Here is a 16,579-nt window from a genome sequence, read left to right on the forward strand (position 1 = left end):
AAAGAAAAAGAGTAAAACCCTACATTTGCCCAAACTACTAGAAATTTGAAGAATCCAGTTGCTATTACCGGTTTATCCTCGATTTCACCGTTAGGAGTGGAAGCAGATCAAATCTGGAAAAGCTACCAATTAGCTACCCATAACTTAACTTTTGAAGAATTTTTTGAGGAAAAAGCACTCGTAGCTGCTTTATCTGAGGAGACTATAAAAATAGTTGATCAATTAAGATCCGAGAATGATCACTATAAAGAGCTGGATGATTCGGTGTTATACGCAATATTAGCTGCCAGAGGCGCGGTGAAACAGGCCGGTTGGGAAGATTACTCAGACTTTGGTGTAAATATAGGGTCCTCCCGTGGAGCTACGGCATTATTTGAAAAATACCACACAGAGTTTTTGAATAAGAAAAAAGCCTCCACACTCAGTTCACCAACAACAACTTTAGGTAATATTTCCTCTTGGGTAGCACAGGATTTAAAAACCTTCGGCCCTGAAATTAGTCATTCTATTACCTGCTCTACTGCATTGCATGGATTACTAAACGGAGTAGCGTGGTTGCAGTCGGGCATGGCAACTAAATTTGTAGTTGGTGGCAGTGAAGCACCGTTAACCCCTTTTACTATAGCTCAAATGAGAGCTTTAAAAATTTATGCTGATAATGATGCTGGCACCTACCCATGTCAAGCGTTGCAGTTGTCCAAAAGTAGAAACTCAATGTGCCTAGGCGAAGGAGCTGCAGTCATTTGTATAGAGGATGGCAATCAACCCGATGCTTTAGCATTAATAGGAGGTGTAGGGTATGCTACGGAAGCATTACAACATAATATTTCGATTTCGGCAAATGCCAATTGTTTTCAGGATGCTATGAAGATGGCTATGCAATCCATTTCGCCTGAAGAGGTGGACGTAATTGTTATGCATGCACCAGGTACTGTTAAAGGAGATTTAGCCGAGTATAGAGCAATCGAAAAGGTATTTTTAACAAAAAAACCTGCACTGACAACCAACAAATGGAAAATAGGGCATACTTTTGGAGCAAGCGGAATGCTAAGTTTGGAATTAGCGGTTATGATGTTGAATCATCAACAATTTATAGAGATACCTTATCTTCAAGATATTGAAAAACCAAAAAGGATTAAGAATATATTGGTTAATGCTGTAGGGTTCGGAGGAAATGCTGTTAGTATCTTGGTTCAAAAAACGGAAAAAAATTAACATTTAAAGGGAATAATATTAGCAGAATATAAATAATTTGCTAAATGTTTACTTTGGTATTGAATAGTAAACAGTATTTTTGAAATTTCACACGCTATTTATGAGTACGATTAGACACAACTGGACAAAAGAGGAAATACTTGAAATTTATAACAAGCCATTAATGGACCTTTTATATGAGGCGGCTTCAATTCATAGGGAGTATCACGATCCTAACACTGTTCAGGTTTCTACATTACTATCGATCAAAACCGGGGGCTGCCCAGAAGATTGTGGATACTGTCCACAAGCAGCAAGATATCATACCGATATCGAAGGTAATGACTTAATGAGTGTTTCTCAGGTCAAAGCTCAAGCCCTTAGAGCAAAGGCTTCTGGTAGTTCTAGAGTTTGTATGGGAGCAGCTTGGCGAAATGTTAAGGATGGTGAGGAGTTTGATAATGTTTTAGAAATGGTTCGTACCATAAATAAATTAGACATGGAGGTTTGCTGTACGCTTGGTATGATTACCGAAAATCAGGCACAGCGATTAGCCGAGGCAGGATTATATGCCTACAATCATAATTTAGATACTTCAGAAGAATATTATAAAGAGGTAATCTCTACCCGAGGGTTTGAAGATCGATTACAAACTATTGATAACGTTAGAAAAACTAATGTAACTGTTTGTAGCGGTGGAATAATAGGGATGGGAGAACACGCAGAGGATAGAGCAGGTATGTTAGTTGCTTTATCTACCTTAGATCCTCAGCCAGAATCCGTGCCAATTAATGCATTAGTAGCGGTAGAAGGAACACCTATGGAAGAGCAAACACCCGTTGAAATCTGGGATATGATACGTATGGTAGCCACCACAAGAATAGTGATGCCCCAAACTCAAGTACGATTATCTGCAGGAAGAACTGAAATGAGTAGAGAAGGACAAGCAATGTGTTTCTTTGCAGGTGCTAATTCTATATTTGCAGGTGATAAGTTACTAACTACTCCAAATCCTGATGTAAATGAGGATATGGAGATGTTCAAAATGTTAGGTCTAAATCCCCAAAAGCCATTTGTCAAAAAATCACAACCTGAAACGATTGAAGCAGCAGACTCTCAATATAAAGCATTAGGCGAAAAGCCAAAATGGACAAGACCAGGTCATGTCATTGAGAAAAATGAACTAGCTAAACAAAAAGCTAAAGAAACTGTTGTTAGAAAATAATACAGTATACTTTTTCGTTTTTATGGGTATAAATGGGATATCATTTGTGAAAGATGGAGGGATTGAATTTAGAGCAGATACCAAGGGTCAAAAAAATAACAAAAGAAGCATTTCTTAAAGATTACTATGCCAAACAAAGACCTGTTGTCATAGAAAACCTAATCGAAGATTGGCCTGCCTATCAAAAATGGAATTTGGATTATATCGATAGTATTGCAGGAGATAAAACCGTTCCCTTATACGATGATAGACCCATATCTTCTGAGAAAAAGTTTAATGAGCCTCATCACAAAATGAAAATGGGGGACTACATTGAGCTACTAAAATCAAAACCAACTAACTACCGTATTTTTTTATATAATTTATTGAAGGAGGTGCCCCAACTTCAGGCTGATTTTAAGTATCCCAAACTGGGGATGCGGTTTTTAAAAGGGCTTCCTTTTCTTTTTTTTGGAGGAAGAGGCTCCAAGGTCTTTATGCATTTCGATATTGATTATGCTAATATTCTGCATTTTCACTTTCACGGAGAAAAGCAATGTATTTTATATCCACCATCTGAAACACCGTTTTTATATAAAGTACCACACGCATTAATAGCGCATCAGGAAATTGATTTTTCCAACCCTGATTTTGAAAAATGGCCAGCATTGCAAAAAGCAAAAGGGCTTGTTACTCATTTGAAGCATGGGGAAACCTTATATATGCCTGAAGGCTATTGGCATCATATGACCTATCTAACTCCTGGATTTTCCATGAGTATACGATCTGTACCTAAATCGATTTATAATTTGGCAAAGGCAACGTATAACGTTTTTGTGCTACGTCATTTTGATAATTTTATGCGAAAGCAAAAAGGAGATAAATGGATAGCTTATAAAAATGATAGGGCAATAAAACGCACCCATCAAAAAACAAAATTATAGATGCTTAGTAGCTATGCAATAGGCTGCGTTTACGAGGTGAGTTCATTAATCTTATCATATACCAGCTGAGTTTCCCAGCCGCGATACAATAAGTAATCCGCTAATTTTTTCTTTTTTTTAAAAATGTTAGACTCAGTTATTTGAGCTAGCTTTTTAGAGGCTAATGTATGCAGTGATTGCAAATAATCTTCTTCTGGGATTTCTTGGAGTGCTATTTTAATAAGAAAGCTAGAGATATTACGAAATTTAAGTTCTCTTACAATTCGATTCTTACCCCAATGTTTAGTCTTAAATTTACCGCGAGCAAAACTTTTTGCAAAGCGTTCTTCGTTTAAGAAATTATGTTCCATTAAATGGAGCAGTATCTTATCTTTTGCTTCAGGAATAAGATTGTAAGTATTGAGCTTAGCTTCAACTTCTTTATGGCACCTATCTTGATAGGCGCAATAGTATTCTAATTTTCGAGTAGCTTCTGCTAATGTTATACTTACCGGTTTTTGGTACATATTGCAATATTATAAAAAAACAAAAAACCCGACCTAAAAATTTAAGTCGGGTTTTTTTTGTTATTTGATCAACTTTCCATCTTTATCGTGGAAGTGATACTCTAAATACGTGTAAGCGTCTCTAGGTAAAATTTTCACCCATCTATTATAGTCAAAAAACCATTTTGAACGGGGGGATGGAAATCCTTTGGTTAAAAAAGCGGCAATAAAAGGATGAGCGCTTAGCGTTATCTTTTTATGGTCTTTTTTAATTAATTTTTCTAAATCGACCTTTATTTTATCAACTAAAACGATTGGCGCCTCAATTTCGCCATTAGCACCGTGAGGGTCGGGCTCACGAGTTTTTATATTCATTTCAGGACGTACGCGTTGCCGCGTTATTTGTACCAGCCCAAACTTACTAGGAGGTAAAATTTTGTGTTTAGCTCTATCGTCTTTCATCTCTTCTCGGAGCTGGTTATATAGGGTTCTTCTGTTGTCGGAGTTGTTCATATCTATGAAATCCACAACGATTATCCCACCCATATCTCTTAAACGAAGTTGACGGGCTACTTCTGCTGCACTAATAAGGTTTACTTCTAATGCAGTGTCTTCTTGATTTTTAGCTTTGTTAGAACGATTTCCACTATTTACGTCGATTACGTGCATAGCTTCGGTATGTTCTATAACTAAATAGGCTCCCTTACTCATGGAAACCGTTTTGCCAAAACTGGTCTTTATTTGTCTTTCGATACCGTGTTTTTCAAATATTGGTACGTTAGATGAATGAAGCCTAACTATTGATTCCTTGTCAGGAGCAATTTCCTGCAAGTATTCCTTAATTTGACCACATAATACTTCATCGTCTACAACGATTGAAGAAAATGAGTCATTAAAAACATCTCTGAGAATAGAGGATGCTCTGTTCATTTCACCTAGAACTTTTGATGGGTGATGGGCTTTATACAATTTTTTGCACATAGATTGCCATCTCCCTAACAGATTTTGTAAATCTTTATCCAGTTCTGCTACTTTTTTGCCTTCTGCTACGGTACGAACTATGATACCAAACCCTTTGGGTTTAATACTTTTTACCAAACGTTTTAACCGTTCTTTTTCTTCATTAGATTCTATTTTTTGAGAAACAGATACCCGGTTAGAAAAAGGGACTAAAACGATATAACGACCAGCAATTGATAACTCAGAACTAATTCTGGGTCCTTTGGTCGATATAGGCTCTTTTACAATTTGTACTAATAGCGATTGATTTGACTTTAAAACATCCGTAATTACTCCGTTTTTGTCAATATCATTGTCAAAAGGAAAATTCTTTAACGAATAGTCCTTTAATTTACCTGTGCTTACACGTTTTATGAACTTTAATAAAGAAGAAACTTGAGGACCTAAATCATGATAATGCAAGAATGCATCTTTTTCATAACCTACATTAACAAATGCGGCATTTAATCCAGGTACAGCCTTTCTGATTTTGGCAATAAAGATATCACCAACCGCAAAATTACTGTCATCTTCTTCTTTATGTAATTCAATTAGTTTTCCATCCTTTAATAAGGCAAAATCCGTAGAGGAACCAGATCTAATGATCAATTCTTTGTTCACTCTTATTAGATTTTGATCCCGAGTGATCGGGATGGATTAAACAATTTTTTCACAGGAATTAATAAAAATTCCGTTGAGATAGGATACTGTTTTGTTGGTAGCGTAAAACAGAATTTAATCTCGATTTCAAAGAACATTTTTAAAAGAAAAAAGTAGTTAGAAACTACTTTTTCTTATGGCGATTAGCTCTTCTTCTTTTCTTACGCTTATGCGTAGCTACCTTGTGTCTTTTGCGTTTTTTACCACTTGGCATAGGGTGTACAATTTATTTATTAATACTATGTTATTTAACTTCTACGTTAGTCTTTACTCCTTCAACAAAAACTTTTGCAGGCTTAAATGCAGGTATGTTATGTGCTGGAATCTTTATCGTTGTGTTCTTAGAGATGTTACGTCCAGTTTTTTCAGCTCTTGTTTTGATAATAAAGCTTCCAAAACCTCTAAGATAAACATTGTCTCCACTTTCTAAAGAATTTTTTACTTCTTCCATAAATGTTTCAACAGTTGCCTGTACATCACCTTTTTCAATTCCTAGCTTTTCTGAAATTCTTGCTACAATATCTGCTTTAGTCATTCTATTTCCTATTTAGGGGTTTTTTAAATTTTCAAGGGGGCAAATATAGTAATTTAAATTCCAAAATATCAATACTTAAACACGAAATTATTGTTTTTAAAGAATTAATTTCGCCAAACCTAAGTTTTTAGTATGATATTTTATAAAAAACTCATTACGTGGTACTTACAAAACAAAAGATCGCTACCCTGGCGAAAAACAAAAGATCCTTATAAAATATGGTTAAGCGAAATTATACTTCAACAGACGCGAGTTGCGCAGGGATTACCTTATTATAATGCATTTGTAGCGGCTTATCCCACGGTGTATGATTTAGCAGCGGCAAAAGAAGAAGAAGTTCTTAAGCTATGGCAAGGGCTAGGCTATTATTCTAGAGCTCGAAATCTCCATGCCACTGCCAATTATGTAACCAAAGAATTGAAGGGCCAATTCCCTAAAGATTACAAAGGACTTTTAACCTTAAAAGGAGTAGGTGATTATACTGCAAGTGCCATAGCATCTATTTGCTATGATGAGGCAACACCAGTAGTAGATGGTAATGTATATCGTGTTTTATCTCGATTTTATGGGGTACATACACCCATTAACTCCACAAAAGGGGTTAAAGAGTTCAAAAAGCTGGCAACTGAGGTTATGGATCCTAAGCAACCCGCAATATATAATCAGGCAATAATGGAGTTTGGAGCTGTGCAATGCAAACCAAAAAGCCCAGATTGTCCTAATTGTCCTTTACATACTGCCTGTGTGGGCTATAAAAATGCTGATGTTGATGTATTACCAGTAAAAGAAAAAAAGATAAAAGTAAAAAAACGATTTTTTCATTATATCGTATATCGGTTTGAGGAACAAACGATTCTCAAAAAAAGAACTAATAAAGGAATTTGGTTTAACCTATATGAATTTCCCTTGTTGGAGTGTGATAAAATTTTAAGTGTAAAAGAACTGAAAAAAAGATTAGCTAATAAAGATATGATAACTGATAGTTTGGATCTTGTACCTTTTAATCAAGAACCAGTAGTGCATAAACTATCTCATCAGCATTTGTACACCAAATTCTATATTGTAGAGGTTAATAAGAATCGAAAAACAATCCTCAATAATCAGCAATGGATCAGTATTAGGGATATTGAAGATTATCCGGTACCTGTATTAATAGGAAATTTTATGGAGCGATTTTTTTAGTGAAGCGCAGCGCGTATTTTAAATCGTTAATTTTTTAGTACATTTACTATACAAGAAATTTTATAGGTCTAGCTTATAAAAAAATTATGATTATGGTGTTATTCATTGTAATTATATTTTCTTTGTAATCAAATACAAATGCAAAAATTATAACATGTCAGGAACACTAAATAAAGTAATGTTGATAGGGCATACCGGTGATGAGGTTAAAATGCATTATTTTGAAGGAGGCAACTGTATTGGTAGATTTCCTTTGGCAACCAACGATTCTTATCTCAACAAATCCACAGGCGAACGTGTTACCTCTACGGAGTGGCACAATATTGTGGTTAGAAATAAAGCTGCAGAAATCTGTGAAAAATACCTTAGTAAAGGTGATAAAGTGTATATAGAAGGTAGATTAAAAACCAGAAGATGGCAAGATGATCAAGGAAATGATAGGTACAGTACAGAAATACAATGTACAGATTTTACCTTTTTAACTCCTAAGGCCGAAAGTACTGGGCAAGGACAGGCGAACGCTTCGACTCCAAATGCTCAACAAGGAGTGCCGAACCAGCAAGGTGCGGAGGCTTCAGCTCCAATTGCATCCGATGCAGAGGATGATGATTTACCGTTTTAATATTGTTTAACTAAACCAATAAATTTGGACCCTGATCCTGAACCGATATTTATAACACTGTTACTATTTGATGCTGTCTACACCATTAATTGGATTGCGGTAGTAGTTTTATTGATCTGCTCAGCCCTCATATCTGGTAGCGAAGTTGCATTATTCTCCTTAACACCCAACGACTTAAGAGATAATCAGACTTCAAAAAATATTGGAGCTATTACGCTATTACTGAGTAGACCTAAAAAACTGCTAGCTACTATATTGGTGGCCAATAATCTTATTAATATTGCTATCGTTTTGCTTTTTGATTCCATCGGTCAAGTCTTATTCGCAGATCTTGATATCATGGCCTGGGGCATTATAAATGTTCGATTTGTCGTTGAAGTCGGTGTAGTTACATTTTTGATTTTATTATTTGGAGAAATTTTACCTAAAGTGTATGCCAGTAGGAATAAGGTAAAATTTGCAATATTTATGGCAAGACCGCTTCAGGTTTTGGATTGGTTGTTTTCGCCCTTAAGTCTTCCTATGAGAAGTGTAACATTAAGTATACATAGCAAATTGGGTAAACAAAAATCGAATTTAAGCGTAGATCAACTATCTCAGGCATTAGAACTTACATCGGATAAAGATACCACAGTTGAAGAGAAAAAAATATTAGAAGGTATTGTTTCATTTGGTAATACTGATACCAAACAAGTAATGAAGCCAAGGATAAATATATTTGCTTTAAATGCAGCTTCTTCGTACAAAGAAATTATACCAGAAATTATTGAAAATGGGTATTCAAGAATACCGGTTTACGAAGAAAACATAGATAAAGTAATTGGGGTATTATACGTAAAAGACTTGTTGCCTTATATCAATACAACAGAATTTGATTGGATACAATTATTAAGAGATCCTTATTTTGTACCAGAAAACAAAAAACTAGATGATTTATTAAATGATTTTAAAAACAAAAAGAATCATTTAGCTATAGTGGTGGATGAGTATGGCGGTACCAGTGGATTGATAACCTTAGAAGATATTATCGAAGAGATTGTAGGCGATATTAGTGATGAATTTGATGACGAGGATTTAGTATTTTCAAAATTGGACGATCATAATTATGTCTTTGAAGGCCGTACAGCACTTAAAGATTTTTATAAGATTATTAAGCTTGAAAACACGGATATTTTTGATCTAAAGAAAGGTGATGCGGAAACCATTGCTGGTTTTTTATTGGAGATTTCTGGAAGTTTTCCTAAAAAGGGAGAGGTGATGGAGGTTGAGGATAAATACGAATTTAAGATCGAGTCTTTGGACAACAAAAGAATAAAACAGGTAAAATTTACCATTAAAGAATATGCTGAAGAATAGTTTAATTTTACTTATAGGTGTTCTAATTTTATCCTCTTGTGGTGGAGATGTTATTCCTAAACCCAAAGGATATCTTCGGTTAGCGTATGATGCACCAAAATACGATAGTATAATTACCAATTGTCCATTTACCTTTGAGATAAATAAACACGCTCAACTGAATAGCGTTCGTAAGAAAGTAGATTGCTGGTATAATATCACTTATCCTAAGCAAAAAGCAACCATATATTTATCCTATTATCCAGTCGATAAAAACTTAGACTCACTTTTAAGAGACGCACAAAACCTAACACAAGAGCATACTAAAAAGGCTGATGCTATCAAACCTGAAGAATATATAGATCAAAAAAATAACGTTTATGGAATGATCTATAAAGTAACGGGTAATGCTGCTTCGAACACACAGTTTTACGTTACGGATAGCACAAATAATTTTCTTACCGGTTCTGTTTATTTCAATGCTAGGCCCAATTATGATTCTATATTACCAGCATCCGCCTACATTAGACAGGATGTAATTCACTTGATGGAAACTATCAAGTGGAAATAATTCGGTTGGCCTAAGGAATCCCAAAATTTATACAAATTACATGAACAGGTAAGATAATTTTACCACTTTTGCCTTTTTTAAAAATAATGTTGATGTCAGATGATAAATTAAAATGGGTATACTTAGCTTTTTTATCTTTAGTATGGGGGAGTTCATTTATCTTAATTAAAAAATCACTTATTGGCTTAACACCGCTTCAATTAGGTGCTATTAGAACACTCTTTGCAGCTACTTTTCTTTTTTTAATTGGTTTCAAAAGTATTAAAACGATTAAAAAAGAAGAATGGAAGTGGGTTGCCATTTCTGCTTTTGCGGGGAGTTTTATTCCGGCCTTTTTATTTGCTTTCGCTGAGACTGAAATCGATAGTGCAATTACCTCAATACTCAATTCAACTACTCCGTTGATGGCTTTAATCCTGGGATCAATAGTATTTTCGATTTCTTTTAACAGAAAACAGTTGATGGGTGTTATCGTAGGCTTGATAGGTAGTATTGCTTTAATAGTTGAAGGCGCTAATGCCAACCCTTCTCAAAACTATTGGTACGCTAGTTTAGTCCTAATTGCTTCGGTTTGTTACGCCATTAATGTTAACATCATTAAAAGATATATGCAAAATATCAGCCCTATGGCAATTGCAAATGGAAATTTTTTAGTGCTGATTGTTCCTGCTTTTATCGTTTTAATATCGTCTGATTTTTTTAATGGCGAAACCTTACAAGATCCTAAAGTACATTGGAGTTTAGGTTACGCCGGGGTGTTGGCTATTGTAGGTACAGGAATCGCAAAAGTGTTGTTTAACAAGTTGGTGCAGATAAGTAGCCCAGTTTTTGCTACATCCGTTACCTATACCATACCTATTGTCGCTTTATTGTGGGGAGTATTGGATGGTGAAAGTTTTACGCTATTACAATTACTCGCTACCAGTATCATTATCCTTGGCGTATATTTAGCGAATAGAAAAAGTAAGGGTTTGCGTTAGCAAACCCTTACCAATACCTAGTTTTACTTTATATTATTTAAAATCTTCATCAGAAACCCCTTCGTTGATTTTGATTTCTTTTACTTTAAAATCAATATTCTGAGGGCCTAATGCTTGTGTTATCGTAAATGGGAATTTAATTCCTTTTACTTCTTGATAGTCACTGTAATTAGTAGTTACTGTTATTTTTTGACCTTGCTGTTCCTGTACGGTAGTTTCTTTTACTTTAAGGCCAGATTCAGTGTCGAAATAAGCTGTTTTCTTGTCGCTAAGTTTTACGGCATAAGCTTTTCCACCTTCATAAGGCTCTACTTTTTCTAGTGTAGGATTTTCAACTTTAAGCTCAGCAAAAGGATGTGCTTCTGCTTTGGCCGCTTCAATTTGTTTTTCATCATAATCCATACGTTGTCCTTGAGCCATAACATAGCCTTGAGTACCGTCAAAAACAATTTTTTGAGCAGTCATCCCTCCAAACGAAACCTCAATTAAAGATTGGTTTTTGGTAGTAACCTTACTAACCAATCCAAGAGTTGCTCCATTGAAGGCAGCTTCAGCTAACATATATACAGAAGATACGTCTTTTAATTTATCTTTTCCTCCAATAGCTTTAAAGTAGTTCTCTAAAACTTGTGCTGCAGTTACGTCCGTTGGTGTCTCAGCACTGTAATCTGGTTTATCTACCTTATTAGCATATTTGTCATAGTAAAAGATAGATAGCTCTTTGCCGTTGAATTTGGTTTTTTCTAAATTTTCTAGAACTTCACTTCCTTTACCTACTACAACAATACGAGCATTTTTGGAACTGAAATATTTTTGTGCTGCTTTCTGCACATCTTCAACCGTTATAGCATTGATCTTTTCTAAATATGTCTTATAGAAATCTTTTTGAAGGTTTTCTGTTTCAATATTTAGAGCATACTGAGCAATCGTTTCCGGTCTTTCTAATGCCAATACAAAATTACCAATGTACTTAGCTTTTGTGTTTTTCAACTCTTCTTCTGTAACAGGTTTAGAGGTAATTTTGTCAATTTCATTAAGGATTTCAACAACCGAACTATCAGTTACTGCATTTCGAACACTTGCAAAAGCTCTAAAACGTGAGGGAGCATATTTATCATTTCCAATGCTGGAATACGAACCATAGGTATATCCTTTGTCCTCTCTTAAATTAAGGAAAAGTCTCGCTTCACCACCGCCACCTAAGATTTGATTAGCTACCAAAGCTGCTAAATAATCAGGATCACTCATTTTTAGATTTACTAAATTTTCAACAGTGATTTCTGATTGTACTGCATTAGGTACATCAACAAAATTGATTTGCGTGTATTGCACATCTTTAGGAGTAGAATAACCAAAAGAAGGTACGGTTCTTTTTGTCCAAGGTTTGAAGTTTTTTTCAACTAATTCTTTAGCTTCTTCAAAATTGATATCACCTATAATAATTAGGTATGCATTTGTCGGAGCAAAGTAGCTGTCGTAGAAATTTCTAACATCAGCTAATTTTACGTTATTAACAGTTTCCTCTGTTGTAAATTCTCCATAAGGATGTTTTGCACCATAAGCTAAGGCCCTTTGTACCCTAGAGGATATGGCTTTAACATCTTTTTCTTCAGATTTTAACCCTGTAATTATTTTGGTTTTTTCTTTTTCAAATTCTTCTTCAGTAAAATTAGGATTAATCGCTGCATCAGCCATTAACTCTAATACTCTAGGAAAATATTTTGATAAAGATGAAGCAAATGCGCTCTGAGAACCAAAACTTAATCGGGCTCCTAGAAAGTCAATTTCTTCATTAAATTCATCTTTGGAAATATTTTTAGATCCATTTCCTAATAAGCTTGATAGCAATGAGGCTACTCCTGCTTTATCTCCCTCCGCAATGGGGTTATTGTCAATGGTCAATTGCGCAGAAACTCGAGGAAGTTTATGATTTTCTACGACTAGTACTTTTAATCCATTATCAAGCTCAAAACGCTGGGCGTCCTTTAAATTAATCTCAGGAGCAGGCCCCGGTTCTGGCATTTGTGTTCTGTCAACTTGTGCTTGTGTTTTTACAATCGTAAAAACAAATAATACTATAAATAATCTTTTCATGTGATTTTGAGTCTTAATTTGCTGGTTTTTCGCCTGGTAAATAGTTTATTATTACACTTTGATTAGGCTTTAAATATTTCTCTGCCACTTTTTTAATTTCTTCTCTAGTAATAGAACGATAAATCTCGATCTCTTCATTGATCAACGAAGTATCTCCGTATAACAAGTAATTTGTGGCTAAGGAACTAGCGATACCCTGTACACTGGAGTTAGAGTTCACAAAGTTATTCTCAAATTTATTTTGCAATTTTTGGTAATCTCTTTCGGATATTAGTTCCGTTCTCACTTTAGCAACCTCTTCTTCCATTTCGGAGATTAACGTTCCAAGATCTGTGTTGTTTAATGGTATTGCAAAAACCAAATACATCCCATAGTCCTCTTGAGGAATACTAAATGCTCCTACTTGTAAGGCCTGCTTTTGTTCGTCAACCATCTTTTTATAAAGCTTAGAACTTTTTCCGTCGCTTAAATAGGTAGAAATCATTTGCAAAACGTAAGAATCTCTCTGCTTAAATCCTGGCGTGCGATATGCTAAGCCAGTAGCCGGTATTTGAATATTTGGATCATAAGCCGTTGCTGTTCTTTGTGTAGTGATTGGTTTTTCTACTGGATATTTGCGTACGATGTCTTCTCCTTTAGGTATCGGGCCAAAATAATCCTTGATCATTTTTTTAGTTTTCTCGATATCGATATCCCCTGCTACTACCAGCACTGCATTATTAGGCACATAGTATTTTTTGTTATATGCTTTAACGTCTTCTAAGGTGGCTGCGTCAAGATCCTTCATATAACCAATGTTTGGATCTTTATAAGGATGCTTGTCAAAAAGATTTTTTCCTAACACCGGTAAAAATTGACCATAAGGAGAGTTGTCATAACGTAATCGTTTTTCTTCTTTTACAACCTCTTGCTGGGTATCCACACCAGTTTGATCGATAACAGGGTGCAGCATACGCTCAGATTCCATCCATAAACCGAGTTCTAAATTATTAGAGGGGAATACCTCGTAATAATAAGTTCTGTCCTGAGAGGTGTTAGCGTTGTTTTGCCCTCCGTTTGAAGATACGATTTCGAACCATTTTCCTCTTTCAATGTTTTTCGTCCCTTCGAATAAAAGGTGTTCAAAAAAATGAGCAAAACCAGTTCTTCCTTCCGTTCTATCTTTACCCCCTACATGATACATTACAGAAGTAGTCACTACAGGTGCAGTATTGTCTTGGTGTAGAATTACGTGCAACCCATTATCCAGGTCATATTCTGTGTATTCTACTTCTTGGGCTTGTCCAATGAAGGATAATAGGAGCCCTAAAGCAATTGTGTAAATTTTAATTCTCATTCGTAGTATTTTTTTGATTCAGATAATAAGTGTGTAAAAATTGAATTTTGTTACTTCGGAAAGGTATAAAAATGCGTTGTAATTTTCAAAATGAAATGCTAAAGCCGCAACTATTAACACGTTTTTAAGTAAAAAAAAGCGCGTATTCTTTAAATTTAGAAATAAACGAAAAAAAAATATCATGAAGAGATCAACCATTCCCGTAGTTTATGGACTTTTAATCGCAGTTGGATTAATTGTTTACTTTTTATTATTGTCTTTAATAGGAGTACAGACAAATCCAATCTTTAGTTTAGGAAATGGTGTTATTGTAGGTGTAGGCTTGTATTATGCATTACGTAATTATAAGAAGGAAAAGGGAGTAAATTTTGAATACCAGAAAGGTTTTATGGCAGGTTTGCTCACTGGATTTAATGCTACTATATTATTTACTATTTTCTTTGCGGTATATGTAACTCATCTAAACACTGATTTTCTACCAATGATGCTTGAAAATTGGAGCTCACATTATCATGTTGGTGTTGGTATTGTAGTGTTTGTAGCCGCTATTATGGGGTTCGCAACTACCTTTGTGCTTACATTATCTTTTATGCAACTCTTCAAAGATAGTTGGAATACAAAAAAAGGAAAAAAATCCACAGCGATTGAGGCTTAAAATATTTGTCAATTAATTAATTAGAAGTATATTTGCACCCGCCTTTAATTAGGCGAGGTTTATTTTTATTGATATAAATTAATTAATCGTTACGCTATGTACGCAATTGTAGAGATAGCAGGGCAGCAATTTAAAGTTGCGAAAGACCAAAAGGTTTTTGTACACCGATTAGCAGGTGAAGAAGGAGACAAAGTTTCTTTCGATAAAGTTTTACTTACTGCTGATGGAGACAATGTTACCCTTGGCGCCCCCGCTATAGAAGGAGCTCAAGTAGGAGCCAAAATTACAAGACACCTTAAAGGAGATAAGGTTATTGTTTTTAAGAAAAAAAGAAGAAAAGGTTACCGTGTTAAAAATGGTCACCGTCAGTCATTAACAGAGATAGTAATAGAAAGTATTGCTGCATCTGGAGCTAAAAAGCAGACTGCGAAAAAAGAAGAGCCAAAAGCGAAAAAGGAAACCGCTAAGGCAGATGCCCCTAAAAAGGAAACTGCAGCTAAAAGTGACACAAGTGCTGAAGATTTAAGTGCAAAAACAGTTGCTGAATTAAAAGAAATGGCTAAAGCTAAAGGTATCACAGGTTTTTCTTCAATGAAGAAAGCTGAGCTTATAGAAGCTTTACAAGAAAAATAATTAACCAAGCAGTAGTTATAGCTGCTAATATTAACTTATAAAACCGTAATAAGATGGCTCATAAAAAAGGAGTAGGTAGTTCGAAGAACGGTAGAGAATCAGAATCGAAACGCTTAGGAGTTAAGATTTTTGGTGGACAAGCTGCCGTAGCAGGTAACATCATTGTTAGACAAAGAGGTACTGCTCACAAACCAGGAGAAAATGTGTATGCTGGTAAAGACCATACACTACACGCTAAAGTAGACGGGATCGTTCAGTTTACTAAGAAAAAAGATAACAAGTCATATGTTTCTATAACCCCTTTTGAGGCATAGAGAAATGAACTTTATTAAATAAGCGAAAGCCTTTTCAACAAATTGAAAAGGCTTTTTTATTTTCTTTTTGCTGGCAAATGAGTTAAGTTTTTTGTGTAGAGCGTTAATAAATTTTCTGTGGTTAAGTAATTTGTTAAACTAATTTAACACTTATTTATTATGAAAAAATTAACCATTTGCACATTACTATCAGCGTCTATTTTATTTTCTAGCTGTCTGGGTTCATTTTCGGCCTTTAACGGATTGAAGGATTGGAATCAAGGAGTAACAAACAGTAAATTTGTAAACAACCTTATTTTTTGGGCACTTAATATTGTGCCGGTGTATAGTTTATTTATGTTAGGTGATGTAATTATTTTCAATGTTATAGAATTTTGGAGTGGTTCTAATCCTATTGCTATGAATGAAGGTGATATGGAAATGCAGATCGTAGAAAAAGATGGAAACACTTTTGAAATGATTGCAACGAAAAATAGATTGCAAATTAAAGTCATTGAAGGTGAGCGAAAAGGAGAAAAATTGGATTTAGTTTATAAACCATCAGAAAAATCTTGGAGTGCAATAAAGCCTAATGGAGAAGTTATAAAATTATCTTCTTTTGAAGAAGGTTTTTATGTAGTACATATGCCAGATGGTGAAGAGGTTAAGATTGATGTAAATGCTACACGAAACGAAGGTTTGGCTTTATTGGAGCGTAAAACAGTGGCATATCAAAATTGCCTGGTTGCGGAATTAGAATAGTCATTAAGAGAATAGAATATGCTAATCTCATTTGACTATATGAAATTTGTTTAAAATAAAAAACAGCTCTGTATTGAGCTGTTTTTTTATATCTA

17 protein-coding genes are annotated in these 16,579 nt (G+C 34.9%); 12 read left to right on the plus strand and 5 right to left on the minus strand.

What is annotated here, in order from left to right; all coding sequences use genetic code 11:
- Positions 1–45: 45 nt before the first annotated feature.
- The 3 genes from EV197_RS03800 (at position 46) to EV197_RS03810 (ending at position 3,342) form a co-directional block, all read left to right on the plus strand.
- Complete coding sequence (locus EV197_RS03800; protein ID WP_130285399.1) at positions 46–1,215, plus strand: beta-ketoacyl synthase N-terminal-like domain-containing protein; 1,170 nt, start codon at positions 46–48, stop codon at positions 1,213–1,215.
- 100 nt (positions 1,216–1,315) lie between these two features.
- On the plus strand, positions 1,316–2,419 hold the full coding sequence (gene bioB, locus EV197_RS03805) for a biotin synthase BioB (RefSeq protein WP_130285400.1): 1,104 nt from the start codon (positions 1,316–1,318) through the stop codon (positions 2,417–2,419).
- Between the two features lie 53 nt (positions 2,420–2,472).
- On the plus strand, positions 2,473–3,342 hold the full coding sequence (locus EV197_RS03810; protein WP_130285401.1) for a cupin-like domain-containing protein: 870 nt from the start codon (positions 2,473–2,475) through the stop codon (positions 3,340–3,342).
- Between the two features lie 29 nt (positions 3,343–3,371).
- Here EV197_RS03810 and EV197_RS03815 read toward each other — a convergent pair whose 3' ends face one another.
- The 3 genes from EV197_RS03815 to EV197_RS03825 all read right to left on the minus strand — a co-directional run bounded on the left by EV197_RS03815 (position 3,372) and on the right by EV197_RS03825 (position 6,021).
- Positions 3,372–3,848 (minus strand): regulatory protein RecX, encoded by a 477-nt coding sequence (locus EV197_RS03815; RefSeq protein ID WP_130285402.1) that lies wholly within the window; start codon positions 3,846–3,848, stop codon positions 3,372–3,374.
- A gap of 60 nt (positions 3,849–3,908) precedes the next feature.
- The gene (locus EV197_RS03820) at positions 3,909–5,447 is read right to left on the minus strand and encodes an Rne/Rng family ribonuclease (protein WP_130285403.1); all 1,539 of its coding nucleotides are present in this window, start codon (positions 5,445–5,447) and stop codon (positions 3,909–3,911) included.
- A gap of 283 nt (positions 5,448–5,730) precedes the next feature.
- Positions 5,731–6,021, minus strand: a complete 291-nt coding sequence (locus tag EV197_RS03825) for an HU family DNA-binding protein (protein WP_130285404.1) — start codon at positions 6,019–6,021, stop codon at positions 5,731–5,733.
- Positions 6,022–6,153: 132 nt separating this feature from the next.
- Here EV197_RS03825 and mutY point away from each other — a divergent pair, with 132 nt between their 5' ends.
- The 5 genes from mutY to EV197_RS03850 all read left to right on the plus strand — a co-directional run bounded on the left by mutY (position 6,154) and on the right by EV197_RS03850 (position 10,711).
- The gene (mutY, locus tag EV197_RS03830) at positions 6,154–7,203 is read left to right on the plus strand and encodes an A/G-specific adenine glycosylase (RefSeq protein ID WP_130285405.1); all 1,050 of its coding nucleotides are present in this window, start codon (positions 6,154–6,156) and stop codon (positions 7,201–7,203) included.
- Positions 7,204–7,357: 154 nt separating this feature from the next.
- Positions 7,358–7,825 (plus strand): single-stranded DNA-binding protein, encoded by a 468-nt coding sequence (locus EV197_RS03835; RefSeq protein ID WP_130285406.1) that lies wholly within the window; start codon positions 7,358–7,360, stop codon positions 7,823–7,825.
- A gap of 24 nt (positions 7,826–7,849) precedes the next feature.
- Positions 7,850–9,181, plus strand: coding sequence for a gliding motility-associated protein GldE (locus tag EV197_RS03840; RefSeq protein ID WP_130285407.1), 1,332 nt, complete (start codon positions 7,850–7,852; stop codon positions 9,179–9,181).
- Positions 9,168–9,731: a gliding motility lipoprotein GldD gene (gene gldD / locus EV197_RS03845; protein ID WP_130285408.1), complete on the plus strand. Its 564-nt coding sequence runs from the start codon at positions 9,168–9,170 to the stop codon at positions 9,729–9,731. Before EV197_RS03840 ends, gldD begins: the two co-directional genes overlap by 14 nt.
- 92 nt (positions 9,732–9,823) lie before the next feature.
- Entirely contained in the window at positions 9,824–10,711 is an 888-nt protein-coding gene (locus EV197_RS03850) for a DMT family transporter (protein ID WP_130285409.1), read from the plus strand.
- A 33-nt stretch (positions 10,712–10,744) separates the two neighbouring features.
- On the opposite strand, the gene EV197_RS03855 is transcribed toward EV197_RS03850, so the two are convergent.
- A complete protein-coding gene (locus tag EV197_RS03855) occupies positions 10,745–12,805 on the minus strand; it encodes a M16 family metallopeptidase (RefSeq protein ID WP_130285410.1) in 2,061 nt (686 codons plus the stop codon).
- 13 nt (positions 12,806–12,818) lie between these two features.
- Positions 12,819–14,141, minus strand: a complete 1,323-nt coding sequence (locus tag EV197_RS03860; protein WP_130285411.1) for a M16 family metallopeptidase — start codon at positions 14,139–14,141, stop codon at positions 12,819–12,821.
- A gap of 181 nt (positions 14,142–14,322) precedes the next feature.
- Here EV197_RS03860 and EV197_RS03865 point away from each other — a divergent pair, with 181 nt between their 5' ends.
- The 4 genes from EV197_RS03865 to EV197_RS03880 all read left to right on the plus strand — a co-directional run bounded on the left by EV197_RS03865 (position 14,323) and on the right by EV197_RS03880 (position 16,484).
- Entirely contained in the window at positions 14,323–14,796 is a 474-nt protein-coding gene (locus tag EV197_RS03865) for a DUF4199 domain-containing protein (protein WP_130285412.1), read from the plus strand.
- 96 nt (positions 14,797–14,892) lie between these two features.
- Positions 14,893–15,429 (plus strand): 50S ribosomal protein L21, encoded by a 537-nt coding sequence (gene rplU, locus EV197_RS03870; protein ID WP_130285413.1) that lies wholly within the window; start codon positions 14,893–14,895, stop codon positions 15,427–15,429.
- 53 nt (positions 15,430–15,482) lie between these two features.
- Positions 15,483–15,743: a 50S ribosomal protein L27 gene (gene rpmA, locus EV197_RS03875; protein WP_130285414.1), complete on the plus strand. Its 261-nt coding sequence runs from the start codon at positions 15,483–15,485 to the stop codon at positions 15,741–15,743.
- A gap of 159 nt (positions 15,744–15,902) precedes the next feature.
- The gene (locus EV197_RS03880) at positions 15,903–16,484 is read left to right on the plus strand and encodes a DUF3332 domain-containing protein (protein WP_130285415.1); all 582 of its coding nucleotides are present in this window, start codon (positions 15,903–15,905) and stop codon (positions 16,482–16,484) included.
- Positions 16,485–16,579 lie beyond the last annotated feature (95 nt).

It is taken from the genome of Aquimarina brevivitae, assembly GCF_004216895.1.
In the GTDB taxonomy this organism is placed as follows: domain Bacteria; phylum Bacteroidota; class Bacteroidia; order Flavobacteriales; family Flavobacteriaceae; genus Aquimarina; species Aquimarina brevivitae.

What these genes read in the sequence shown, in the direction of transcription:
- rpmA (WP_130285414.1), top strand. Translation starts at nt 15,483, where the DNA reads ATGGCTCATAAAAAAGGAGTAGGTAGTTCGAAGAACGGTAGAGAATCA.
- mutY (WP_130285405.1), top strand. Translation starts at nt 6,154, where the DNA reads ATGATATTTTATAAAAAACTCATTACGTGGTACTTACAAAACAAAAGA.
- EV197_RS03850 (WP_130285409.1), top strand. Translation starts at nt 9,824, where the DNA reads ATGTCAGATGATAAATTAAAATGGGTATACTTAGCTTTTTTATCTTTA.
- rplU (WP_130285413.1), top strand. Translation starts at nt 14,893, where the DNA reads ATGTACGCAATTGTAGAGATAGCAGGGCAGCAATTTAAAGTTGCGAAA.
- EV197_RS03855 (WP_130285410.1), bottom strand. Translation starts at nt 12,805, where the DNA reads ATGAAAAGATTATTTATAGTATTATTTGTTTTTACGATTGTAAAAACA.
- EV197_RS03835 (WP_130285406.1), top strand. Translation starts at nt 7,358, where the DNA reads ATGTCAGGAACACTAAATAAAGTAATGTTGATAGGGCATACCGGTGAT.
- gldD (WP_130285408.1), top strand. Translation starts at nt 9,168, where the DNA reads ATGCTGAAGAATAGTTTAATTTTACTTATAGGTGTTCTAATTTTATCC.
- EV197_RS03810 (WP_130285401.1), top strand. Translation starts at nt 2,473, where the DNA reads ATGGAGGGATTGAATTTAGAGCAGATACCAAGGGTCAAAAAAATAACA.
- EV197_RS03815 (WP_130285402.1), bottom strand. Translation starts at nt 3,848, where the DNA reads ATGTACCAAAAACCGGTAAGTATAACATTAGCAGAAGCTACTCGAAAA.
- EV197_RS03865 (WP_130285412.1), top strand. Translation starts at nt 14,323, where the DNA reads ATGAAGAGATCAACCATTCCCGTAGTTTATGGACTTTTAATCGCAGTT.
- bioB (WP_130285400.1), top strand. Translation starts at nt 1,316, where the DNA reads ATGAGTACGATTAGACACAACTGGACAAAAGAGGAAATACTTGAAATT.
- EV197_RS03860 (WP_130285411.1), bottom strand. Translation starts at nt 14,141, where the DNA reads ATGAGAATTAAAATTTACACAATTGCTTTAGGGCTCCTATTATCCTTC.
- EV197_RS03825 (WP_130285404.1), bottom strand. Translation starts at nt 6,021, where the DNA reads ATGACTAAAGCAGATATTGTAGCAAGAATTTCAGAAAAGCTAGGAATT.
- EV197_RS03880 (WP_130285415.1), top strand. Translation starts at nt 15,903, where the DNA reads ATGAAAAAATTAACCATTTGCACATTACTATCAGCGTCTATTTTATTT.